Origin of the sequence: Micromonospora sp. DT41, from assembly GCF_049841715.1 — a bacterium.
Lineage (GTDB): Bacteria > Actinomycetota > Actinomycetes > Mycobacteriales > Micromonosporaceae > Micromonospora > Micromonospora profundi.
The window spans coordinates 120,861-142,400 of sequence record NZ_JBNCKU010000012.1 but is presented as its reverse complement, the minus strand read 5'-3'; the positions used below and the strand labels follow the sequence as shown (position 1 = coordinate 142,400).

Sequence of the window (21,540 nt, the reverse complement as noted above, 5' to 3'; positions counted from 1 at the left end):
GCACCTACGCTCTCGGCGTGTCCGTCCAATCGCACCCGCCCACCCCCGTACGCGTGGTCGGCGCCCGCTCCGCCCTGTGGTCCGTCGCGATGACGGCCGCGTTGATCGGCTTCGGCCTGGCCGTGATCGTCGTGGCCACGGCGGTCGGCTACCTCGCCGTGGGGCTGCCGACCGCGGTGCCGATCAGCGTCGGCCTGGTCGGCTGCCTGGCCTTCTCGGTCGCCCTGCGCCTGCTGCACCGGGGCTGGTGGCTGAGCGTGCTGTCGGTGATGCCGGCCCTGTTCGTGCTTGTGGGCGCCGTGCAGCTGGCCCCGGAAGCGGTGCTCCAGCAGCGCGGCGTCGCCCAGCAGGTGACCATCACCGACGTGCAGACCACCGGCAAGCGGCACGAGTTCGGCCTCCAGGGCGCCACCAGCCGGCTCGACGAGCCGCTTGTCTACCGGGGCAGCTCCCCCGGCTACCGCGTCGGTCAGCGCCTGACAGTGCTCGTCGACCCGCAGGGTCAGGTGGATCTGACCGACGCGCAGGACGTGGACCCGGCCGGGAAGCAGCGCATGCTCGTCATGGGCGCGGCGGGATGGGCCCTGCTCGCGCTCCTCGCCGGGTGGCGCGGCCACGTGAGCCGCGCCCGTGGCCGGGCCGCCTCGGAACCGCCCTGGTGATTGGACCGGGGCGTCAGGCGTCGTAGTCGACGGTGAGCCTGTCGGTGGTCGGGCTGGACTGGCAGGTCAGCACGTAACCGGCGGCCAACTCGTCGGGCTCCAGGGCGTAGTTGCGGGCCATCGTGACCGCCCCGTCGACGACCTTCGCCTTACAGGTCGAGCAGACACCACCCTTGCAGGCGTACGGCAGTTCGCCGCGCACCTTCAGCGCGGCGTCCAGCACCCGTTCCTCACGGCCCATCGTGAAGTTCGACGACCGGCCGTCAAGCACGATCGTGACCTCCGCGCCGGCACCCGGCTGGTCGGCGGGGCGCACCACAGGCTCCGGCGGCGCGTCGACGTGGAACAACTCGGTGCGTACCGCCGACTCGGGCAGCCCGCGCCCGGTCAGCACGTCCCGGGCGTCGACCACCATGGCGTACGGGCCGCAGAGGAACCACTCCTCGATGACGTCGCCCGGCACGATGGTGTCCAGCAGACGGCCCAGCCGCTCGGCGTCGATCCGCCCGGAGAGCAGCGGCGACTCGCCCTGCTCGCGGGACAGCACGTGCACGAGGTGCAGCCTTGTGGGGTAGCGGTCCTTCAGGTCGGCCAACTCCTCGGCGAACATCACTGTGTTCGCCGTGCGGTTGCCGTACACCAGTGTGAAGGTGCTGGCCGGCTCGACGGCCAGAGCCGTCGCGACCAGCCCGAGCACCGGCGTGATGCCGGAACCGGCGACGACCGCGCCGTAGTGCCGCACCCGGTCCGGCGCGAACGCCGTGGTGAACGTGCCAAGCGGCGGCAGCACCTCGACCGTGTCGCCGCCACGCAGCGCGCCGCACGCGAACGCCGAGAACGCGCCGCCGGGGATCTCCCGCACGCCGATCCGCAGCCGCCCGTGCCGGGCCAGGTCGTCGGGGGTGGAGCAGATCGAGTACGACCGCCGCACGTCCTCGCCGTCGTCGGTCACCCGACGCACCGTGAGGTGCTGGCCCGCGCGGAACGCGAAGGTGTCGCGCAACTCCTCGGGTACGGCGAACGTGACCGCCACCGAGTCGTCGGTGAGCCTGTCGACGGCGGAGACCGGCAGCGGGTGGAAGACCGGCCGGCGGCGGACCGGCCGGGTGATGGTGACTGTCACAGTGCCTTCAGGTGGTCGAAGGGTTCGGAACACGAACGGCAACGCCACAGCGCCTTGCAGGCGGTCGAGCCGAACCGGCTCACCTGCTCGGTCTCCGGCGACCCGCAGCGCGGGCAGCGGACCGCCAGGGTCAGCGCCACCACGCCGGGCGCGGCGACCGGCGACGGTGGGGCGATCCCCGCTGCGGCGAGCTTGGCCCGCCCATCGTCGGAGATCCAGTCGGTGCTCCAGGCCGGGCTGAAAACGGTGCGGACCTCGACGTCCGGGTGTCCGGCGGCGGCAAGCGCGCGCCTGATGTCGGCCCGGATGACGTCCATGGCCGGGCAGCCGGTGTAGGTCGGGGTGATGGTGACGGTGACCCGCCCGGTGGCGGGGTCCTCCTCGACCGCGCGCAGGATCCCCAGTTCGTCGATCGTGATGACCCGGATCTCCGGGTCCACCACCGCCGCCACTGCAGTACGCGGATCGACAGGCACGCGGTCACCGGCCGCAGGGCTGGGCCGCGTCGCGCTCCGCGCGCTCACCAGGCCGCCCCCGGGTGAGCGCGGTGCAGCACCTGCATCTCGGCGAGCAGGTAGGACAGGTGCTCGGTGTGCACACCTGCCCGCCCGCCGCCCGGCGCCCAACCGCGCTCCGGCCTGCTGAGCGTCGCCTCGGCCAGCACCGGGCCGACGGTGTCGTCGAACGCCGGCCGCAGCGTGGCCGGGTCGACAGGCGCCGCCGGGTCCGCGACGAACAACTCGTGGGTGTACGGCCAGACGTGGTCGACGGCCGCCTGCATCCGGCGGTGCGACTCCTCGGTGCCGTCACCGAGCCGCTTCACCCACAGGGCGCCGTGGTCCAGGTGGTACGCCGACTCCTTGCGGGCCTTCGCGCCGATCGCGGCCAGCCGCTCGTCCGCGCATCCGGCAAGCGCCGTGTAGAGCGGCACCTGGTACGCGGCCAGGAAGAACAGCTTCGCCATGGTCACCGCGAAGTCGCCGTTTGGCAGCTCGACCAGGAGCACGTTGCGGAACTCGCGGTCGTCGCGCAGGTACGCAAGCGCGTCCTCGTCGCGGCCGGCGCCCTCCAGCTCACCCGCGTACGACAGCAGCAGGCGGGCCGCGCCGAGCTGGTCGAGGGCGATGTTCGCAAGCGCGATGTCCTCTTCCATCTCCGGTGCACGGGTGGTCCACTCGGCAAGTCGCTGCGCCGCGATCAGCGCGTCGTCACCGAGGGCGACTGTGAAGTCGAACGGCCCGTTCACAGGTGGGCCACCCCGTCCGGCACCTCGTAGAAGGTGGGATGGCGGTAGACCTTGTCGGCCGCCGGGTCGAAGAAGGCGTCCTTCTCGTCCGGGCTGGACGCGGTGATCGCGCTCGCCTGCACCACCCAGATCGACACCCCCTCCTGCCTGCGGGTGTAGAGGTCCCGGGCGTTGCGCAGGGCCAACTCGGCATCGGGGGCGTGCAGGCTGCCGACGTGGGTGTGCGACAGCCCGCGCCGCGCCCGTACGAAGACCTCCCACAGCGGCGAGTGTTCGGTGCTCACGCGGCTACCTTCTCCCTCTTCTCCGCCCGCTTGGCGGCGTACGCCGCGGCGGCCTCGCGTACCCATGCGCCGTCGGCGTGTGCGGCTCGGCGGTGCGCCATCCGTTCCCGGTTGCACGGCCCGTCGCCGGAGATCACCCGCATCAGCTCGTCGTAGTCCGGCTGGGTGTAGTCGTACGCCTGCCGTTGCTCGTTCCAGCGCAGGTCGTCGTCGGGGATGCGCAGCCTGAGGACCTCGGCCTGCTGGACGCACATGTCGACGAAGCGCTGCCGCAGGTCGTCGTTCGAGAAGCGCTTGATCTTCCACGCCATCGACTGGGTGGAGTGGGTGGAGTCGCCGTCCGGCGGGCCGAACATCGCAAGCGACGGGTACCACCAGCGGTCCACGGCGTCCTGGGCCATCGCCTGCTGCGCGGGGGTGCCGTGCGCGAGGGTGTGCAGGATCTCGTAGCCCTGACGCTGGTGGAACGACTCCTCCTTGCAGACCCGGATCATCGCTCGCGCGTACGGGCCGTAGGAGCAGCGGCACAGCGGGACCTGGTTGACGATCGCCGCGCCGTCCACCAGCCAGCCGATCACGCCCACGTCGGCCCACGTCAGGGTGGGGTAGTTGAAGATCGAGCTGTACTTCTGCTTTCCGTCGAGCAGCAGTTGCACGAGCTCGTCGCGGCTGATGCCGAGGGTTTCCGCGGCGGCGTAGAGGTAGAGCCCGTGGCCCGCCTCGTCCTGCACCTTTGCCAGCAGGATCGCCTTGCGCTTGAGCGACGGCGCCCGGCTGATCCAGTTGCCTTCCGGCTGCATGCCGATGATCTCGGAGTGGGCGTGCTGGGCGATCTGCCGGATCAGCGTCCGGCGGTACGCCTCGGGCATCCAGTCACGCGGCTCGATCTTCTGCTCGGCGTCGACGACCTCGGCGAAGTACGCCGCCAGGTCCTCGTCCGGTGCCGGGCCGCCCCGGCGCTGACGGGCGGCAGCCGCCCGCAGGTCTGCCTCGGCCGCCTCGACCTCACCGAGCAGGCCAGCGCCGGGTGCGTCGTCCGGTACGGAGAAGTCGTTGCCATACATGAGGACAAGTGTTACAGCTTGCGCCCTCATGCACTAGGGGGTGTAACAGGAAACCCGAGTCACCTACCGTCACGGATGGGCACTTTTTGACCACGCATCGCTACGACCCACCTATGACATGAGTCACTGCCGAAACGTGAATCCTCACACAAGACACATATAAGCCTGATTTCCCACGGAAATGGCGTGTCCTCAGGTGTCGAAGTCTGCCGTTCGGCCGGTCCGGACGTAGACTTCTGCCGGTCAACCGATCGGCTGCCACCAATCGCCGGCTCCACAGAGGCCACAGTCCCCCGCGCCTCGGCGAACGCACCGATCGCCCGGACAACAAGCCGGTCCCCCCGGCCCTGACATCTGGAGCTCACCCAAATCATGCGATCCCGCGTGACCATGGTGTTCGCCGTCGTAGCGGTCCTTCTCGGTGGCGTCCTGCTGGTCCCCACCGCGTACGCCCGGCTCTCCAACGGCGACAGCAGCGGAGGTGGCGGTGGTGCCGCCTCCGTCGCCGCGCCCTCGCCCACTCCGCCGCCGCCACCCACGCTGGCCGCTGGCCCGGTGTCGGTGAGCTTCAAGGGCGAGTTCTTCTCGTGGGCCCTGCTGGAGCGGGAGACGGGCAAGATCTCCGGATCGCCCAACATGACGGCGACCAGCTCCACCGAGTCGATGATCAAGGCGTGGATCGTCGCTGACTACCTGCGGCAGCTCGGCGACAAGGAGCCGACCGAAGCTCTCAAGAAGTCATCCGTAATGGCCATCCGGGACAGCAACGACGGAGCTGCCAACAGGGTCTACGCCGCCGCCGGCGGCTCGTACCGGGCGCTGCCGAACGGGCAGCCGGGCCCGGTCATCCAGCGGGCGATCAAGATCTGCGGGCTGACCGACACCAAGCGGGGCAATGTGCCGAAGTACGAGGGCTGGTGGAGTTTCACCCGGATGTCCCCCCGGGACGCCGCCCGGCTCGGCGACTGCATCGCCAGCGGTAAGGCCGCAGGCCCGAAGTGGACCGACTGGGTGCTCAACGAGATGAGCAAGGTTCGCGGCACCACCGCCGACAAGGACCAGCGGGCCGATTCCGGTGGCGGACGTTGGGGGATCATCGACGGCCTGCCAAAGTCGATCACCGCGCAGGGCCCGGTCAGTATGAAGAACGGTTGGACCCGCCTGTACTACGACAACAACTGGCACGTCAACTGCCTTGCTGTCACCGACAAGTGGAGCCTCGCGGTGATGCTGCGCTACCCGGTCAGGTCGAGCCTCGACTACGGCGCGCAGGTCTGCGCCAGCGTGGCCACCCAACTCGTCACCCCGCAGCCGGGCGCCGCGCTGAAGGTGCCACAGCCCGCCGAGGCCCTCTGATGGCCGGGAGCCGCCGGGCGGGCCGCGGGGCGGAAGGTGAGACCTCCCCGTTACGCCTGATCGCCGTCGCGATCATCCTTGTCGCGCTGGTGCTGGTGTCGCTGCGGCTGCTGCCGGGGTCACCGTTCGAGTCGTCCGCCGCCGCCAAGTGGGGTGAATCCGACGCGGGCAGTGGGCGGTCCACAAGTGGAGCCACCGACCGCAGTGCGCGCCAGCCCGCTTCGCCGTCGACGAGCCCCAGCCCGGCGCTGTCGCCGCTGCCGTTCGCGGCAAAGGACCTCAACCTGGACATCGAGGGCTGGTACGGCTGGAGCGTGCTCGACCGCCGGACCGGGAAGATCATCGGTTCGAAGAACATGGACGAGACGAGTACGACCGCCTCGTTGATCAAGTCGTGGATCGTCGCCGACTACCTTCGCCGGGCCGCCGACGCCGGCCAGACGCCGAGCGACGCGAAACTCGACGACGCCACGCGGATCATCCGGGACAGCGACAACACCCGTGCCGAGCAGTTCTACAACTCGGTCGGCCGGGACGCCTCGATCAAGCGGCTGATCTCCATGTGCAAACTCACCGACAGCAGCGTCGCCCCCGACAAGGGCTGGAGCCGCACGGCTCTGTCCCCCCGCGACACCGCCCGGCTGGGCAACTGCATCGCCACCGGCACCGCCGCCGGTCCCAAATGGACCAAGTGGCTGCTCAACGAGATGAAGCTGGTCCGCGGCGCCGGTGACTTCGGCATCCGCAAGGCGTTCCCGGCGGCCAAGCAGAAGCAGATCGCCATCAAGAACGGGTGGATCGACAGGACCCGCGAGCAGCAGATGCACATCAACTGCCTGGCCATCGGCGACACCTGGACGATGGGCGTGATGGTCAAGTACCCGATCGACATGGGCTACGACTACGGCATGAAGAACTGCGAGAAGATCACCGAGGCGCTGCTCAGCCCCGGCACCTGACCCGCCGGCGGGTCGGTTGTGCTGTCCGGCCTGGTCGCTTGGTGCGGTGGGCTTCGCGGCGGTTCAGCTGGCGAAGAACTCCGGGCCGTCGACAGGCAGCGCCGGCACCTCGCCGATCGCGGCGGCGCGCCTGGCGAACTCCCGCAGCCCGGCGACCTGCCGGTCACCGAGCGAGAAGTCCAAGGTCCGGAAGTACGTCGCCAGTGTCGCGGCGTCGAACGTCTCCCACCGAGCCGCCGCCTCGGCGACCTGGTCCAACTCGGCCAGGCAGAGGTCACGCGACCGTAGGAACGCCTCGTGCACCTCCTTGACCATGCCTGGGTGCGCGGCGGCGAAGTCCCGGCGTACCGCCCAGACGGCGAAGACCATCGGCAGCCCGCTCCACTCCCGCCACGCCTGCCCGAGGTCGGTGACGGTGACGCCCCGCTGCGGCGCCTCGTGGAGCGCCCGCAGCGCCACGTCGCCGATCAGCACGCCTGCGTCGGCCTCCAGCAGCATCTGGGTCAGGTCCGGCGGGCAGCGGAAGTAGTCGGGGCGTACGTTGTAGCGCTCGGCGAGCAGCAGCTGTGCCAGCATCACACCGGTCCGCGAGGTCGAGCCGAGCGCCACCCGCGCGCCGTCCAGCTCGGCGAGAGGTCGGGTCGAGACCACGTTCACCGAGAGCACCGGCCCGTCACTGCCCACGGCCAGGTCCGGCAGGAGCAGCAACTCGTCGGCGTGCCGCAGGTACTCCACCAGCGAGATCGGCCCGATGTCCAGGTCACCGGCGACAAGCGCGGCATTCAACCGGTCGGGCGAATCCTTGTGCAGGTCCACGTCGAGCAGGGCACCGGAGCGCATCAGACCCCAGTAGATCGGCAGGCAGTTCAGGAACTGGATGTGCCCGACCCGCGGGCGTGCGATGCGCTCAGCCATGACCCGACCGTATCCCCGCCGCCCGGCTCCGGCTCGGCGGGCCGGCCCAGAGTGGCCAACCCCGCATCGTCCGCGCACTGCGACGGCAGGTCGGTCTGACTCTCCCGGCCCTCGATCGACGGACGGCGTACCGCCCGGGCGACGACCGGCACGAAAGCCAGCGCCACCAGGAGCCCGGCCGCACCGGCCGCAGCGATCAACGGCCGGGGCGAAACGACAGTGAGCAGCAGGCCACCGAGCAGGTAGCCGATCATCGAGCCGCCCTGCACCGCCGCGCCGTAACTGGCGTACGCACGGGCGCGCATCGCCTCCGGCGCCCGGCGGGCGGTGAGGAGGTTGGCGAACACGTTCTGGGCGCCGTTCGCAGCGCCCGCCACCAGCCAGAGCGGCACCAGCAGGGTCGCCGTCGGCACCGTGGACGCCAGCAGCACCATGAGGCTGCACCCGGCCAACGTGACAAGCACGCCACGTACCAGCCAGCCGTCGTCGTCGTCGAGCCGTCGTACGAGCCGGGCCGCGAACCAGCCGCCGGGCAGCAGGCCGGCCATCCAGGCGGCCCCGACCAGGCCGTACATCGTGGCGGAGCCGTTCAGCGTCTCCCGGATGAAGAAGACCTCGATCACGTTGATGCCGCCGATCGCCGTGATCACCACGGCGATACACACCACCATGACGACCATCAGCGGGTCCCGGCGGAACCGCCACCCCTCGGCCGTACCCGTAGTCGTCTTGGCAGCCTGCGGCACGGCTTGGACCTGCGGGGTTGGCAGTTCGGTCGTGGTGGCGGTGGCTGGCCGACCACCCCGCCGGGTCCGCAGCAGCAGGCCGGCGACCACAAGCGCCAGGTAGGTCGCGGCGTCGAAAAGCAGCGGTACGCGGGTGCCGAACTGCCCCACCAGCAGCCCGGCCAACACCGGACCGCCGAGCGCGCCGAGGGACACGGCTGTCTGCGTGATGGCGCTCGCCCGGGGCAGGTCACCCGGGCGGACCATGGCCGGGAGCAGCGCCGCCAGGCAGGGCTGAGTCACCGCGAGCCCACAGGCGAGCAGCGCGACCAGCCCGATGACCAGTACCGGGTGGGTGGCGATGGCGAGCATCGTGCAGATCGCGGCCTGGGCCAGCCCGACGGTCACCAGCAGGGTACGGCTGTCCACCCGGTCGGCGAGCCGACCAGCGAGCGGTGCCAGCACCACCAGCGGGAGGGTGGCCGCGAGCAACAGCCCCGAGACGGCGAGCCCACCGGCACCGGCATTCTGCAGGGCCAGCGCGAGAGCGGTGGCCGCGAGGAAGTCGCCGCAGATCGTGGTGCCCCGAGCCGTGGCCGCCAACCAGACGTCTGCCCAGCGCGACTCACCAGTTGTGAAGGCCATACTTCGAAAATAATCCTTCACAACTGGTTGGCACAACCCCCTCAGGCCAGCGGCACCACCCGGTACTGCACCGCCACGGAACGAGCACCCTCCGGCGGATCGGCACGCCGACGCGGGTGGTACGGCCTGAACAGCGCCAGAACGGCCTCGTTCAACTCCGCCAGTTCGTCCGCCGATATCAGGAGCAGCGTGTCGTTGAACAGCGCAACGTCGTACCACTCGGCGGGCTCGTCCCCGGCGCGCCGCAACCAGTCCCGGGTCCGCTCCATGGCCCGCACAGCGTGCGCCTCCACAAGCGCCTGCTCCGCAGCCCGCGCCTCGGGCCCGGCCTCGCGGCCCGCGTCGACCATCACACTGGCGTTCACCGAACGCCAGACCCGCTCGCGCGCATCCCCCCGGCTCGGCGCCTGCTCCACAAGGCCGAACTTTGCCAGCGCCCGCAGGTGATAACTGGTCGCGCTCGGCGACAGCCCGACGATCTCCGCGCACTCGGTGGCGGTTCCGCCACCGTCACGGCTGCTCAGATACTCCATGATCGCGATCCGGGCCGGGTGGGCGAGCGCCCGCATCACCTGCGGGTCGCTGATCATTCGACGCGGTTCGGGACGGGCCTCGGTCATGTGCCCATGATCCCGTCCGACCACCCGACCCGCCATCACCCCCGCACCCCGCCCGCACCTCCGGCGTCCACAGTCCTTCGCTGAATGGCGCCAGCCAGCGACAGCGACGGCCGAAAGCGGCGCAGCCGGAGGACCTGGCCGCGGTCGGCCCGCCGGCAATTTCCGGGCGGGCGAGGCGGACCCCAACCTGGCCGAACGAGGCACGAAACTGTCGTACATGTGTTCTATGTTGTCTTCATGTTGGAGGCGTTGTCGCAGGCGAGCGGTGCCGCCGACGACTGCGCGTCGGCCTCCCTGTGGGCGCTGTCCGACGCCGAGTTGCTCGCGTCGCTCGATGCGGCGCACGCGGCGTCGCAGCGGCTGGCAGCCGTCGTGCTGGGTCTGGTGCGCGAGTTGGACGCCCGTGGCCTGGCCCTCACCGAAGGCGCGACGTCCACCGCGGTCTGGGTGCGGGACCGACTCCGGCTCTCCGGTCGGTCCGCCCGCCAGCTCGTCCAGCTCGCCGCCACTCTCGACGCCGCGCCGACAGCGGTCCGCAACGCCCTGCACGACGGCACCATCACGGTCGAGCAGGGCCGTGTCGTGGCGGAGACCGTCGCAGCCCTTCCCGTCGAGGCAGGGCCGGAGGTGACCGACAAGGCCACCCATCTGCTGATCGCGTGGGCCGACAGGTTCGATCCGGCCACCCTGAGCCGTCTCGGGGAGCGCGTTCTCGCCCATGTCGCGCCCGATCTGGCCGACCAGGCTGAGCTGGCCGCCCTCGACCGGGCAGCCGCGCGGGCCGAAACCCGCCGACACGTCACCCTCTCCGACCAACAGGACGGACAGGTACGCCTCAGCGGCAGCCTCGACACCGAAACAGCGAGCCTGCTGCGCGAGGCGATCGATCCGCTGTGCGCCTCGGCAGGCGCACACGATGGCCGCAGTCCCGGCGAGCTTCGGGCGGACGCGCTCGGCGAGATCTGTCGGCTGGCGCTGCGCACCGGCAACCTGCCCGACAACGGCGGCGACCGACCGCAACTCGTGGTGACCGTTTCGCTGGACGCGCTGGTAAACGGCGTACGCGCCGGCACGCTGGAGTCAGGCGCGCGCCTCACCCCGGGCGCGATCCGCCGGCTCGCCTGCGACGCCGCAGTTCTGCCGGCCGTGCTTGGCGGCGACAGCCAGATCCTTGACGTCGGGCGTCAGCGCCGCCTCTTCACCGGGCCGCTGCGTCGCGCGCTGGTGCTGCGCGACGGCGGCTGCGCGTTTCCCGGCTGCGACCGGCCGCCCCGATGGTGCGACGGCCACCATGTTCACCACTGGGCCGACGGTGGGACGACAGCGTTGGGTAACGCGGTTCTGCTCTGCGGCCACCACCACCGGCTCCTCCATCATGGCGACTGGGCGGTCCGCATCGCACCCGACGGCAGGCCCGAATTCCTCCCACCTCGCTGGCTCGATCCGCTCCGCGTCCCACGACGAAACCTCTACCACCGCCGCTGCTGAGAGCCGAGAGCAACCGGATATCCAGACCCCGACCTGGGCGGACGACCCAACAGCTGACGTTCGCCGCCCTGCCACCGCGGCGCCTCGCCTCGCGACGCCTCGCCTCGCCTCGCCATGCCACGCGACACCTCGCCACGTCACGCCTCTCCACGCCTCTCCACGCCTCGCGACGCCTCGCCACGCCTCGCCACGCCACGCCGCCTCTTCCGGGTGGTGGCATCGGTAATTCGGTGGAAGGGCGTGGCTCGGGAGCGTAGGGTTGCAGCCCGCTTGACGGCCGAGGTGAGCTGCACCGGAACGGACGTCGCCGCGCCGGGCGGCCGGCCATCCGCCCCCGGACACGCGAGCGAGCAGCAGATGTGAACGATGGGACGTCAGCATGCCCGCACCCGACCTCGACACCGACGTAAACACCCGCCTCGACACGGACCTGGCCGCCGAGCGCGCGCACCTCGCCACGTCCCGGGCCGCACTCGCACGGATGCGGCAACGCGCCGAATCCCTCTTCGCGACGGGTGACCAGGTGGCCGGCGACGCCTACGCGGCGGAGACACTCGGTCGTACGCTGGCCCGCCGGGTCGCCGAGCTGGCCGACGATCCGACCACACCACTCTTCTTCGGCCGCCTCGACTTCGCCGACGTTCCGGACCACGAAGCCACGAACAGCGACGACACCAGCAGCGGCGATCATGGCGGCAGGCGGTATCACGTCGGGCGGCGGCATGTCACCGACGAGGGCGGCGAGCCGCTGGTGCTGGACTGGCGGGCACCGGTTTCCCGGTCGTTCTACCGGGCCAGTGCGCGCGACCCGCAGGGGGTGGCGGTCCGGCGGCGGTTCGGGTTCAGCAACGGGATGCTCACCAGCTTCGAGGACGAGCGGCTGGACCGGGGCGAGGAGTTGGGTACGACAAGCCGGATCCTCACCGCCGAGATCGAGCGGCCGCGCGTCGGGCCGATGCGGGACATCGTCGCCACCATCCAGCCCGAGCAGGACGAACTGGTCCGCGCCGATCTGGCCGACTCGATCTGTGTGCAGGGCGCTCCCGGCACCGGCAAGACGGCCGTCGGCCTGCACCGGGCCGCGTACCTGCTCTATCTGCACCGCGATCGGCTGCGGCGGGCCGGCGTGCTGATCGTGGGGCCGAACCGGGCGTTCCTGTCGTACATCGCGGCGGTGCTGCCGGCGCTCGGCGAGGTCGAGGTCGAGCAGGCCACCGTCGAGGAATTGATCGCGCGGGTGCAGGTCCGGGCTGTCGAGGCGCCTGCGGTCGCCGCGCTCAAGCACGACGCGCGGATGGCCGACGTGCTGCGCCGCGCGGTACAGGCGCACATCGGCACGCCCATCGACTCGATAACGGTGTCCGACGGTTCGTTCCGGTGGCGGATCGGGCTGGAGCCGCTGCACCGGATCGTCGAGGAGACCCGCCGGGAAGGGCTGCCGCACGGCACGGGCCGCGAGCGGGTCCGGGCGCGGGTGGTGAGTCTGCTGCAACGGCAGGCCGAGGCGCGGCGGGCCGAGTCGCCGAGCGACGCGTGGCTGCGCCGGATGAGCCGCTGCCGACCGGTTGTCGACTTCCTCGACGCGGTCTGGCCGGCGCTCACCTCGGAAGGGCTTGTGCACAGCCTGTTCTCCGATCCTGCTCGACTCGCCGCCGCCGCGGACGGCCTGCTCACCGACGCCGAGCAGGCGCTGCTGACCTGGGTGAAGCCGCCCCGTACCGCGAAGGCGACCCGCTGGACCGCCGCGGACGCCGTGCTGATCGACGAGGCGTCGGGGTTGCTGGAGCGGGCCTCCGGGTTCGGGCACGTGGTGGTTGACGAGGCGCAGGACCTCTCCCCGATGCAGTGTCGGGCCATCGCCCGGCGCAGCGAGCACGGCTCGGTCACCCTCCTCGGCGACCTGGCCCAGGGCACCGCGCCGTGGGCGGCCACCGATTGGCGGGAGTCCCTGGCCCACCTGGGCAAACCCGACGCGGCAGTGGTCCCGTTGACTGTCGGTTTCCGGGTGCCCGCCGCGGTGGTGGCGTTCGCCAACCTGCTGCTGCCGGCGCTGGCAGTGAACGTACCGGCGGCTGAGTCACTGCGTCGCGACGGCGGCCTGGATGTGCGTACCGTGGCCGATCTGACCACCGCGACGGTGGCCGAGGTGCGGGCGGCGCTCGCGCACGACGGCTCGGTCGGGGTGATCGCCGCGGACGATGCTGTCGACGCGCTGCGCGCGGCGCTTGCCGCCGACGGCGTCGCCACCGCGACCGCCGACGACGTCACGACCGCGGAGCGGGTCACTGTGGTGCCCGCGACGCTTGTCAAAGGCCTGGAGTACGACCACGTGGTGGTGGTCGAGCCCGCCGCGATCGTCGCAGCCGAGCCACGCGGGCTGCACCGGTTGTACGTGGTGCTGACCCGCGCGGTGTCCCGGCTCTCGGTGCTGCACAGCGAACCACTGCCAGCGCCGCTGCGGACGGCACCACGGCAAGCGGCACAGGTCAGCGGGTGAGCGCTGCGGCTATCTCGCGCAGGGGCTTGCCGGGCTCGGCGATGGGCACGGTGAAGGCCAGCCACGAGCCGTCGGCGAAATCGATCCGAAGTCGCTTCGGGTTGAGCCGGTGCCAGCCGACCCGCGCGCCGGCAACCGCTGCCCGGGGCGTCGACCACACGATCCGGGTTTCGGCCACCGCCCGTTCGTCGTCGGCGCTGCTCGACCAGAGCTTCAGCGGCCCGGACGCGCACACCAGCAGCCGCCGGTCGGTGACGGCGAGGATGGTGGCCTCGACGGTGACCGCCGGGGGCACCGGCCGCCGGGAGTGTTGCAGCGTGGAGGCGGACGAGCCGGGCGCGCCCCGGCCTGCGATCCCGTAGGCGACGCGGTCGACGAGCCGGTCCCCCGCCGGAAAGGAGAGCAGTGGCGAGAGCAGGTTGAGCAGGGCCCCGGAGACTCCACCCCCACCGCTGGAGCTGACCTGATGCTCCTCGACCGGCGGGTCGTGGGGCAGTGCGCCCTGGGCGATACGCGCCTTCGCGACAGCGAGCAACCGCTCGTCCGGCTCGACGAGTTGGGTCAGCCGTTCCTGGTAACTGGTGTCGGCCATCAGCTCAGTATGTGTCCGGGCGGTCCTCGGCCGCTTTTCTGGCGCCGGGCGCGTCGCCGATCACCTCGCCCACGAGCTCGCTCACCCGGGCGGCGGCCGCCTCCTGCGCGCGGGCAGCGGCGGCGGTGAACTCCTCCGCCAGCGTGTACGAGTCGAGGCGCATGGCCCGCGCGTCGATCTCGGTCGACATGATCGTGCCGTCTGCGGCGGCGGTGACGCGGACCAACCCGGAGTCGCTCGTCCCCTCGGCGTTGCTCTGCTCGATCTCGGCCATCTTGCGGGCCAGCTCACGTTGCCAGCCGTCCAGGTTGCGGGCCAGCGCCTCGATGCGGTCCAGACCGGGAAAGGTCATGTCGGGGCCTCTCAGGTCAGGATTGAGTCGAAGACATTCTGCACACCCTTGGCGTACGGGCCTAGATCATCTCTGTACGTGCCGTCCACAAGGTAGTTGCGGTCCTTGGTGCCGTCGGAGATGTCGTGCAGGCCGACGCCGGTGTCCAACACGGCACCGCCGATGCCGGGGATGTTCACAGGGGACACCTGGTTGACGAGGAACTTACCGGGAAAGAGCGTCTTGAATTTCTCGATCTGGAACGCCCGTGCCTCGGCCGTCCAGCCGGACTTGTTCCACGCCCGGTACGCCTTCTTCGCCTCGCGGACCTTCAGCACCGTTCCGCGGTACGTCATCAGCAGCTCGGCGACCTTCTGCATCTTGGCGGCGAGCTTCGTCAGGATCTCGGCGAACCGCGCGACGATCTTGACCATCCGGCCGACGGTGGTGGCGAGCTTGCTCAGCACCCGCACGACCGTCGCCGCGAGCGAGATGCCCGCGCTGAGCGCCGCAGCCACCGCCGCGATGATCACTTCGGTGAGGAACCAGAGCAGGAACTCGAGGATCAGCTCGACAAGCAGGTTGAACGCGTCGACCGCCGCGTTGGCCGCGTCGACGAGCACCTCCTTGGTGCCGTCCAGCCCACGGGCCAGGTCCTCGATCGCCTCCTCCACCGACTCCATCGAGGCGTTGAAGCTCTCGGCGGCGTCGCCCTTCCAGGAACCACGCAGGCGAGCCCGCTGCTGCACCTGCTCATCGGCGATCTCGCGGACCGCAGCTCCGACGGTCAGGCAGCGCTCAGCAGCGCGCATCAGGTCGTCCGGTTCGCCGGCGACGAGTTCGAGCAACTGCTCGAAGGGCCACAACACCGCGTTCGACAGCGGCTTGAACGGGTCGGGCGTACCGGAGACGATCTGCTCGAAGTAGGTCTTGTTGCGGTGCAACGCCTCGGTGCTCACAACGGCACCTGCCCACTGGCGCCAGCGCCGCCGGGCGAGGAGGGGCCCGGCGACCAGGGGCCGGGCGCCAGGACATCGGGCGCGGCCGGACGCCCCGGCACGAACAGGTCGGTGTTTGCCACATCGGAGCCGGTGTAGGCGTCGGCGGTATCGGTAAGCCCTTCGGCGATGTCCGCCATGACGTCGGCGCCGTCGGCCAGCCCTTGCAGGCACGCCTCAAACTGCTCGGCGTACGTCGCCGAGAGGCTGAACGACGCAGGCATCACGCCGAAGGCGTGTCGTGGCACGTGTCCGTCACCGAACGAGCGGTGCAGCTCGCGGAAGCGGGCCGCCCGGTCGGTGGAAGCCGACGCGAACGCCTTCAGGGCTTCCGGATCGACCTCCGTCTCATTGCTCGGGCTCGACACGGACCCTCCCCTGTGTCCTGTGCGACCAATCAGTCGCCACGGCATCCCACCATAGGCACCCCGCGCCGCTGCCGGTGCCCCGGCATCGATTCAGAACACCGGCAAGACCTCCAGAAACGCCATCACCTGCGGGACACCGGGCCTTGACTTTGCGGCGTAAAGTAGTTTGCGTGGAACCCAACGATGACCTGCCACCCTCCGACGCGGCAGCCGCACTCCGGCTGATCCGCGAGCAGCAGGCGGTCACCGCACGTCGGCTGGAGCCGGACGCCCGACTGGTCTACTGGCCGTGGGGTGTGGCCTGGCTGATCGGCTTCGGGCTGTTCTTCCTGCGCTTCGCGCCCGATGGTCGGGTGCTGGTCCGGCTACCGGACTGGCTTCCGTTGACCGTCCTGTTCGTCCTGCTCGCGGTTGCCGCAGCGGTCCAGGCGGTCGCTGGCGCGCGGGCGTACGGGCAGGTCAGTGGCGACTCAGCGATGCGCGGGCGCTGGTACGGCATCGCCTGGGCCCTGGGGTCGGTGAGCGTGTACGCGGCGGTCGGCCGGATCTCCGAGCACCTGCCAGCCGACCAGGCCAGCCTGCTCTGGTCGGCGACCGCGGTCGGCCTGACCGGCGCCCTGCACATGGCCGGCGGAGCCATCTGGCTGGACCGGGACCTGTTCCGGCTGGGCGCCTGGATCAGCGTGATCAACGTGGTCGGCACGATCGCCGGGCCGAGCTGGCACGCGCTGGTCATCGCGGTGGCCGGCGGCGGCGGAATCCTGGCCGCCGGAGCGGTCGCCCGACGACGACAGCGACACCGGTCGTGACCGAACTCGACCCGGTCATCCACGCGCAGGCGCGACTGCGGGTGGTCGCCACCCTCTCGACGCTCAACGACGGTGACCGGATCGCCTTCCCCCGCTTGCAGGATCTGCTCGCCATGACGGCCGGCAACCTCTCCGTACACCTGCGCAAGTTGGAGGACGCCGGCTACGTGGATGTCACAAAGACCCACCGTGGACGCACCCCTACCACGCTGATCCGCCTCAGCAGACGCGGCCGGCTGGCGTTCGAGGAGTACACGGAGGCCATCCGCACCCTGCTCGACCCCACCCAGCTCGATCCGACACCGTCGAAGGAGCAACCATGACACTCGCACGCGCCGACCAGGCCAGCCGCCGGTACGGCGACGTCCTCGCTCTCGACCGGGTCGACCTGGAGGTCCGAGCAGGTGAGCTCGTCGGTCTGCTCGGCCCCAACGGCGCCGGCAAGAGCACCCTCATGAACCTGCTCGTCGGCCTGCGTCGCCCCACCTCCGGCCGGGTCGAGCTGTTCGGCCGCGACCCCCGCGACCCTGCCTCCCGTCGACAGATCGGCGTCACCCCGCAGGAGACCGGCCTACCGGGCACGCTGCGCGTCGGCGAGGTCGTCGACTTCGTCTCCGCGCACTACCCGGACCCCGTGCCCCGGGGCGAACTCCTCGACCGTTTCGGCCTGGGCGACCTCACCCGGCGGCAGACCGGTGGGCTCTCCGGTGGGCAGCGACGCCGGCTGGCGGTGGCGTTGGCGTTCGTGGGCCGGCCCCGGCTCGTGCTGCTCGACGAGCCGACCACCGGCCTGGACGTGTCCGCCCGGCACACACTCTGGGACGCGATCCGGGCGTTCCACGACGACGGCGGGACCGTCCTGTTGAGCAGCCATTACCTGGAGGAGGTGGAGGCGCTGGCTCGCCGTGTGGTGGTGATCGGGCAGGGCCGGGTGCTCGCCGACGACACGGTGGAGGCCGTACGCGGCATCGTCGGCGTACGCCGGGTCAGCCTGGTCGCCGATGCGCTGCCCGAGCTGCCCGGTGTGGTCCGCACCGAACGGATCGACAGCCGGCTGCACCTGCTCACCACCGACGCCGACGAGTTGGTCCGGGCGCTTGTCACCTCCGGTGCCGCCTTCACCGACCTTGAGGTGCGGCCGACCTCGCTGGAGGAGGCGTTCCTCGCCATCACCGGCACCGACCAGCGCGCCGCCGAAAGCCAGACCAGCAATGCCGCCACCGGCGGCCAGACCACCACCGCCGCTGCCGGCGGCCGACCCACAGCCGTTTGAGGAGGCGCACCGTGCAGCTCGCCCTGGTCCACGCCCGCTACCAACTTCTGGAGATCATCCGGATTCCGGTGGCCGTCTTCGGCAGCGCCTTCTTCCCGGCCGCCGCCATGATCTTCTTTGTGGTGCCGTTCGCCGGGAACGATCCGGTCGGCGCCACGTTCGCCACCGCGTCGATGGTGACGTTCTCGGTGATGAGCGCCAACATCTTCCAGTACGGCGTCGGGGTCGCCGAGGACCGCGACCAGCCGTGGAATCCGTACACCCGGACCCTGCCCGCCGGGTCGGCACCCCGGTTCGCCGGTCGGGTGCTGGCCGGTCTGGCTCTGACGTACCTGTCGCTGATCCCGGTCGTGGTGATCGGCGCGACCCTTACCGCGGCCCGGATCACCCCGTTGGCGTTCCTGCTGGCCGCCCTCACAGTGGGCCTCATCTCGGTGCCGTTCACCCTCATGGGGCTCGCCATCGGCTACTCGCTGCCGAGCAAGGCAGCCATCGTGGTGGCGCAGGTCGTCTTCCTGCCGCTGGCGTTCGGCGGTGGGCTGCTGTCCGCACCGGGCGACGCGCCCGGGTTCATCGAGACGGTCGCGCCGTTCCTGCCCACCCGGGGAGCGGCCGAGCTGATGTGGTCGGCGGTCGGCGACTACACGGTCCAGCCACTGGCGCTGATCATGCTCGGTGTCTGGGTGGTGCTGCTCGCGGCGCTCGCCGGCTGGGCGTACCGGCGGGACGAGGGTCGCCGGTTCAGCTGACGATTCGTCCGTTTCCGCCCCGAGCCGCAGCGGGACGGTGCCAGGATTCCGGCAGGGGGCCGTCGTGGTCACCCCGGCTGAGAGGGGTCTTGACGTGAGCACCGTCCCGCCGGGTACGCCCTGCTGGGCCGACCTGGCCACCCCGGACCTGGCCGACGCGCGGCGGTTCTACCCCGAGCTGTTCGGCTGGACCGGGCGGGTGACACCCGAGCCCGAGGCTGGTGGCTACACAGTCTTCCTGCTCGACGGGCAGCCGGTCGCCGGAGTGGGACCTCCCGCGATCCCCGACCAGGTGCCGATCTGGTCGACGTACCTCGCCACCGACGACGCGGAACTCGTCGCCGGCCGCGTCGAGCGGGCCGGCGGGCAGGTCGTGGTGCCGCCGTTCGAGGTCTTCGACCGTGGGCGGATGGCGGTGTTCGCCGACCCGGCGGGCGCCACGTTCAGCGTCTGGCAACCACTGGCGATGCCCGGCGCGGAGGTGTTCAACGTGCCCGGCGCGATGAGCTGGAACGAGCTGGTCACCCCCGACCCGGAGGGTGCGAAGGTCTTCTACGAGCTGGTGTTCGGCTGGCAGCCGGACGAGCAGCCGATCGGCGGCATGACGTACACCGGGTGGCGGCTGGGCGCGCGGATCGTCGCCGGGATGATGCCGCCGTTCGCCGACGACTTCCCGGCCGACCTGCCCGCGTACTGGACCGTGTATTTCGCCGTTGCCGACGCGGACGCCGCAGCGGCCCGCGCCGCCGAGCTGGGCGGGACCATCCTCGTCCCACCGCGCGACATCCCGACCGGCCGGTTCGCCTCCCTGCGCGACCCCCAGGGCGCGCTCTTCTCCGTCATCGACCTCGGCCCCTGACCAGCCCTGCGCTCGACACCCGGGAGGGTCAGGGGGTGGGACGGGGGCGGACGGGGACCACAAGGGGGCCGTGGGTGCCGGGGACGACGCGGACGCTGGCCCGGTAGTGGGTGGCGAGGAGGTGTTCGGTAAGCACCTCCCGAGGTGTGCCCGTCGCCACCACCTGACCGTCGGCGAGCATCACCATCCGGTCGGCGTACTCGCCGGCCAGGGAGAGATCGTGCATGGTGGCCAGCACTGTCAGGCCGTGCGCGTGGCGGAGTTGGTCGACGAGTTCCAGCACCTCCTGCTGGTGGCCGATGTCCAGCGCGCTCGTCGGCTCGTCGAGCAGCAGCAGGGTCGCGCCCTGGGCGAGCGCCCGCGCGAGGAAGACCCGCTGCCGTTCGCCGCCGGAGAGGGTCGCCAGCTCGCGGTTGTGGAAGCCGGCGAGGTCCAGCCGGTCCAGCACCTCGTGGGCGGCCTCCACGTCCGCGGCCGACTCCCGACCCAGCGGCGAGATGTACGGGGTACGGCCGAGCAGCACGTAGTCCAGCACCGGCATGCCGGGTGGCACCACCGGGGACTGCGTCACGGTGGCCACCACCCGGGCGCGGTCCCTGCGGCGCAGCGCGGCGCTTGGCGTACCGAACAGGGTGATCATGCCCGGCGCGGGCAGCAGGCCGCCGACGGCGCGCAACAGAGTCGATTTGCCGGCGCCGTTCGGGCCGATAACGGTGACCCACTCGCCTGCGGCGACAGTCAGGTCGACTCCGGTGAGGATTGGGGTGCCGTCCAGGCTGACGTGCAGCTCCCGCACCTCGACGGCCGGCACGCCGGACTGCCGGGAAGCGGGCACGGCGCTCATGTGAGCACCCGCCGGGCGGTGCGCAGCACGAGGACGAAGAACGGGCCGCCGAGCAGGGCGGTGACCACCCCGATGGGCACCTCGGCCGGCGCGGCGGCGGTGCGGGCCACCACATCGGTCAGGGCCAGGAAGGCTGCGCCGAACAGCATCGACAGTGGCAGGATCACCCGGTAGCTCGACCCGAAGAGCAGCCGAACGGTGTGCGGAACGATGATGCCGACGAAGCCGATCAGGCCGGTCGCGGAGACCGCCGCGGCGGTGCCGAGCGACGCGGCGGCGATCAGCAGGTAGCGGGAGCGCTGCGGGTGCAGGCCGAGGCTGCGCGCCTCGTCGTCGCCGACCGCGAGGACGTCCAGCTCGCGGCGGTGCAGCAACACGACCACGATGGTCAGGGCGGCGTACGGCAGCACCAGCAGCACGTCGTGCCAGCCGGCGGTTGCCAGCCGGCCCAGCAGCCAGGAGTAGACCGACTGGATGGTGTCGGCGTGCCGTTGCAGCAGGTACGTCTGCCCGGCGGAGAGGAACGCGGAGACCGCCACCCCGGCCAGGATCAGCATCGCCGGGGACCGGCTCCGCCCACCGGCCGCGCCCAGCAGGTAGGTCATCGTCACGGCGAGCAGCGACCCGACGAACGCGGCAAGCGGGATGGTCAGCGGCAGCCCGGAGATCGCGCCCTGCCGCCCGGCGCCGCCGAGGGCGATCACCGCGGTGACCGCGAGGCCCGCGCCGGCGGCCACCCCGAGCAGGTACGGGTCGGCGAGCGGGTTGCGGAACACGCCCTGGTAGCAGCCGCCGGCGAGGGCGAGCAGGCCACCGACGAGCAGGCCCAGCACGACCCGGGGCAGCCGTAGCTCGGTGACGATGGCGATTTCCCGCTCGCTCAACCCGCTCTCCAGGTGCACCCCGGGGATCAGGTTGAGCAGCTCGGCGGCGACGCTGCCCGGCGGCAGGCTGACCGGGCCGAGCGACACTCCGGCGACGAGCGCGACGAGCACCGCGAACACCCCGGCGACCAGCCAGCGTTTGCGCAGGCCGGCGGGGCCGGCCGCGGCGGGGGGCACCGCCCCCCCGCGGGTGGGTGCGCGGGGGGGCCCCCGGGGGGGGCCGGGGCGCCCACGGCGCGCGGGCCCCGG

24 protein-coding genes are annotated in these 21,540 nt (G+C 71.3%); 10 read left to right on the top strand and 14 right to left on the bottom strand.

The genetic code is table 11. The annotated features are described in order from the left end of the window. The first annotated feature begins 17 nt into the window (after positions 1–17). Positions 18–662 (top strand): hypothetical protein, encoded by a 645-nt coding sequence (locus ACLQ23_RS22885; RefSeq protein WP_355627522.1) that lies wholly within the window; start codon positions 18–20, stop codon positions 660–662. Between the two features lie 13 nt (positions 663–675). Here ACLQ23_RS22885 and paaE read toward each other — a convergent pair whose 3' ends face one another. The 5 genes from paaE to paaA are packed head-to-tail and all read right to left on the bottom strand — an operon-like array spanning position 676 to position 4,379. Further along, positions 676–1,785: a 1,2-phenylacetyl-CoA epoxidase subunit PaaE gene (paaE, locus tag ACLQ23_RS22880; RefSeq protein ID WP_355588034.1), complete on the bottom strand. Its 1,110-nt coding sequence runs from the start codon at positions 1,783–1,785 to the stop codon at positions 676–678. Beyond that, entirely contained in the window at positions 1,782–2,261 is a 480-nt protein-coding gene (paaD, locus tag ACLQ23_RS22875; protein WP_355588493.1) for a 1,2-phenylacetyl-CoA epoxidase subunit PaaD, read from the bottom strand. Before paaD ends, paaE begins: the two co-directional genes overlap by 4 nt. 44 nt (positions 2,262–2,305) lie before the next feature. Continuing rightward, entirely contained in the window at positions 2,306–3,031 is a 726-nt protein-coding gene (gene paaC / locus ACLQ23_RS22870; RefSeq protein WP_355588032.1) for a 1,2-phenylacetyl-CoA epoxidase subunit PaaC, read from the bottom strand. Beyond that, on the bottom strand, positions 3,028–3,315 hold the full coding sequence (paaB, locus tag ACLQ23_RS22865; RefSeq protein ID WP_355588030.1) for a 1,2-phenylacetyl-CoA epoxidase subunit PaaB: 288 nt from the start codon (positions 3,313–3,315) through the stop codon (positions 3,028–3,030). Before paaB ends, paaC begins: the two co-directional genes overlap by 4 nt. Further along, the gene (gene paaA, locus ACLQ23_RS22860; protein ID WP_355627519.1) at positions 3,312–4,379 is read right to left on the bottom strand and encodes a 1,2-phenylacetyl-CoA epoxidase subunit PaaA; all 1,068 of its coding nucleotides are present in this window, start codon (positions 4,377–4,379) and stop codon (positions 3,312–3,314) included. The genes paaB and paaA overlap by 4 nt, the downstream gene beginning before the upstream one ends. A 372-nt stretch (positions 4,380–4,751) precedes the next feature. Between paaA and ACLQ23_RS22855 the strand changes: the two genes are divergently transcribed. Together ACLQ23_RS22855 and ACLQ23_RS22850 are read left to right on the top strand one after the other, a co-directional pair. Further along, on the top strand, positions 4,752–5,735 hold the full coding sequence (locus ACLQ23_RS22855; RefSeq protein WP_355588026.1) for a hypothetical protein: 984 nt from the start codon (positions 4,752–4,754) through the stop codon (positions 5,733–5,735). After that, positions 5,735–6,694: a hypothetical protein gene (locus tag ACLQ23_RS22850; RefSeq protein WP_355588024.1), complete on the top strand. Its 960-nt coding sequence runs from the start codon at positions 5,735–5,737 to the stop codon at positions 6,692–6,694. Before ACLQ23_RS22855 ends, ACLQ23_RS22850 begins: the two co-directional genes overlap by 1 nt. 63 nt (positions 6,695–6,757) lie before the next feature. Here the strand turns inward: ACLQ23_RS22850 and ACLQ23_RS22845 are convergent, their stop codons facing one another. Genes ACLQ23_RS22845 through ACLQ23_RS22835 form a run of 3 tightly spaced genes read right to left on the bottom strand, consistent with a single transcriptional unit; the run spans position 6,758 to position 9,599 of the window. Continuing rightward, entirely contained in the window at positions 6,758–7,609 is an 852-nt protein-coding gene (locus ACLQ23_RS22845) for a menaquinone biosynthetic enzyme MqnA/MqnD family protein (RefSeq protein WP_355588022.1), read from the bottom strand. Next, positions 7,561–8,979, bottom strand: a complete 1,419-nt coding sequence (locus tag ACLQ23_RS22840; RefSeq protein WP_355627514.1) for an MFS transporter — start codon at positions 8,977–8,979, stop codon at positions 7,561–7,563. Before ACLQ23_RS22840 ends, ACLQ23_RS22845 begins: the two co-directional genes overlap by 49 nt. 41 nt (positions 8,980–9,020) lie before the next feature. After that, positions 9,021–9,599: an ArsR/SmtB family transcription factor gene (locus tag ACLQ23_RS22835; RefSeq protein ID WP_355588018.1), complete on the bottom strand. Its 579-nt coding sequence runs from the start codon at positions 9,597–9,599 to the stop codon at positions 9,021–9,023. Positions 9,600–9,836: 237 nt separating this feature from the next. Here ACLQ23_RS22835 and ACLQ23_RS22830 point away from each other — a divergent pair, with 237 nt between their 5' ends. Then, on the top strand, positions 9,837–11,087 hold the full coding sequence (locus tag ACLQ23_RS22830) for an HNH endonuclease signature motif containing protein (protein WP_355627511.1): 1,251 nt from the start codon (positions 9,837–9,839) through the stop codon (positions 11,085–11,087). Positions 11,088–11,466: 379 nt separating this feature from the next. Continuing rightward, positions 11,467–13,584, top strand: a complete 2,118-nt coding sequence (locus ACLQ23_RS22825) for a HelD family protein (RefSeq protein WP_355627508.1) — start codon at positions 11,467–11,469, stop codon at positions 13,582–13,584. Here ACLQ23_RS22825 and ACLQ23_RS22820 read toward each other — a convergent pair. The 4 genes from ACLQ23_RS22820 to ACLQ23_RS22805 are packed head-to-tail and all read right to left on the bottom strand — an operon-like array spanning position 13,574 to position 15,873. Further along, a complete protein-coding gene (locus ACLQ23_RS22820; protein ID WP_355588013.1) occupies positions 13,574–14,176 on the bottom strand; it encodes a hypothetical protein in 603 nt (200 codons plus the stop codon). The two genes, ACLQ23_RS22825 and ACLQ23_RS22820, sit on opposite strands and share 11 nt — an antisense overlap. A 4-nt stretch (positions 14,177–14,180) precedes the next feature. Continuing rightward, the gene (locus tag ACLQ23_RS22815; protein WP_355588011.1) at positions 14,181–14,528 is read right to left on the bottom strand and encodes a YbaB/EbfC family nucleoid-associated protein; all 348 of its coding nucleotides are present in this window, start codon (positions 14,526–14,528) and stop codon (positions 14,181–14,183) included. Between the two features lie 11 nt (positions 14,529–14,539). After that, positions 14,540–15,466: a WXG100 family type VII secretion target gene (locus ACLQ23_RS22810; protein ID WP_355588009.1), complete on the bottom strand. Its 927-nt coding sequence runs from the start codon at positions 15,464–15,466 to the stop codon at positions 14,540–14,542. After that, positions 15,463–15,873 (bottom strand): WXG100 family type VII secretion target, encoded by a 411-nt coding sequence (locus tag ACLQ23_RS22805; RefSeq protein WP_355588007.1) that lies wholly within the window; start codon positions 15,871–15,873, stop codon positions 15,463–15,465. The genes ACLQ23_RS22810 and ACLQ23_RS22805 overlap by 4 nt, the downstream gene beginning before the upstream one ends. A 170-nt stretch (positions 15,874–16,043) precedes the next feature. Here ACLQ23_RS22805 and ACLQ23_RS22800 point away from each other — a divergent pair, with 170 nt between their 5' ends. The 5 genes from ACLQ23_RS22800 (at position 16,044) to ACLQ23_RS22780 (ending at position 19,563) form a co-directional block, all read left to right on the top strand. After that, positions 16,044–16,682 (top strand): transporter, encoded by a 639-nt coding sequence (locus ACLQ23_RS22800; RefSeq protein WP_355627505.1) that lies wholly within the window; start codon positions 16,044–16,046, stop codon positions 16,680–16,682. Then, positions 16,679–17,005 carry a transcriptional regulator gene (locus ACLQ23_RS22795; protein WP_355627502.1) on the top strand — a complete coding sequence of 109 codons (327 nt, stop codon included), beginning with the start codon at positions 16,679–16,681 and terminating at the stop codon, positions 17,003–17,005. Before ACLQ23_RS22800 ends, ACLQ23_RS22795 begins: the two co-directional genes overlap by 4 nt. Further along, positions 17,002–17,955 carry an ABC transporter ATP-binding protein gene (locus ACLQ23_RS22790; RefSeq protein WP_355627499.1) on the top strand — a complete coding sequence of 318 codons (954 nt, stop codon included), beginning with the start codon at positions 17,002–17,004 and terminating at the stop codon, positions 17,953–17,955. The genes ACLQ23_RS22795 and ACLQ23_RS22790 overlap by 4 nt, the downstream gene beginning before the upstream one ends. Before the next feature lie 11 nt (positions 17,956–17,966). Further along, a complete protein-coding gene (locus ACLQ23_RS22785; RefSeq protein ID WP_355627496.1) occupies positions 17,967–18,704 on the top strand; it encodes an ABC transporter permease in 738 nt (245 codons plus the stop codon). 94 nt (positions 18,705–18,798) lie between these two features. Then, a complete protein-coding gene (locus tag ACLQ23_RS22780; protein ID WP_355627494.1) occupies positions 18,799–19,563 on the top strand; it encodes a VOC family protein in 765 nt (254 codons plus the stop codon). A gap of 28 nt (positions 19,564–19,591) precedes the next feature. Here the strand turns inward: ACLQ23_RS22780 and ACLQ23_RS22775 are convergent, their stop codons facing one another. Both ACLQ23_RS22775 and ACLQ23_RS22770 read right to left on the bottom strand, forming a co-directional pair. Continuing rightward, entirely contained in the window at positions 19,592–20,407 is an 816-nt protein-coding gene (locus tag ACLQ23_RS22775) for an ABC transporter ATP-binding protein (RefSeq protein WP_355588001.1), read from the bottom strand. Continuing rightward, positions 20,404–21,468 carry a FecCD family ABC transporter permease gene (locus tag ACLQ23_RS22770; protein ID WP_425881054.1) on the bottom strand — a complete coding sequence of 355 codons (1,065 nt, stop codon included), beginning with the start codon at positions 21,466–21,468 and terminating at the stop codon, positions 20,404–20,406. Before ACLQ23_RS22770 ends, ACLQ23_RS22775 begins: the two co-directional genes overlap by 4 nt. Positions 21,469–21,540 lie beyond the last annotated feature (72 nt).

Bases quoted from the DNA above. Each gene is read 5' to 3' on its own strand.
- ACLQ23_RS22790 (WP_355627499.1), top strand. From the start codon at position 17,002: ATGACACTCGCACGCGCCGACCAGGCCAGCCGCCGGTACGGCGACGTC.
- ACLQ23_RS22835 (WP_355588018.1), bottom strand. From the start codon at position 9,599: ATGACCGAGGCCCGTCCCGAACCGCGTCGAATGATCAGCGACCCGCAG.
- ACLQ23_RS22840 (WP_355627514.1), bottom strand. From the start codon at position 8,979: ATGGCCTTCACAACTGGTGAGTCGCGCTGGGCAGACGTCTGGTTGGCG.
- ACLQ23_RS22820 (WP_355588013.1), bottom strand. From the start codon at position 14,176: ATGGCCGACACCAGTTACCAGGAACGGCTGACCCAACTCGTCGAGCCG.
- ACLQ23_RS22850 (WP_355588024.1), top strand. From the start codon at position 5,735: ATGGCCGGGAGCCGCCGGGCGGGCCGCGGGGCGGAAGGTGAGACCTCC.
- ACLQ23_RS22855 (WP_355588026.1), top strand. From the start codon at position 4,752: ATGCGATCCCGCGTGACCATGGTGTTCGCCGTCGTAGCGGTCCTTCTC.
- ACLQ23_RS22830 (WP_355627511.1), top strand. From the start codon at position 9,837: ATGTTGGAGGCGTTGTCGCAGGCGAGCGGTGCCGCCGACGACTGCGCG.
- ACLQ23_RS22845 (WP_355588022.1), bottom strand. From the start codon at position 7,609: ATGGCTGAGCGCATCGCACGCCCGCGGGTCGGGCACATCCAGTTCCTG.
- ACLQ23_RS22825 (WP_355627508.1), top strand. From the start codon at position 11,467: ATGCCCGCACCCGACCTCGACACCGACGTAAACACCCGCCTCGACACG.
- ACLQ23_RS22775 (WP_355588001.1), bottom strand. From the start codon at position 20,407: ATGAGCGCCGTGCCCGCTTCCCGGCAGTCCGGCGTGCCGGCCGTCGAG.
- paaA (WP_355627519.1), bottom strand. From the start codon at position 4,379: ATGTATGGCAACGACTTCTCCGTACCGGACGACGCACCCGGCGCTGGC.
- ACLQ23_RS22815 (WP_355588011.1), bottom strand. From the start codon at position 14,528: ATGACCTTTCCCGGTCTGGACCGCATCGAGGCGCTGGCCCGCAACCTG.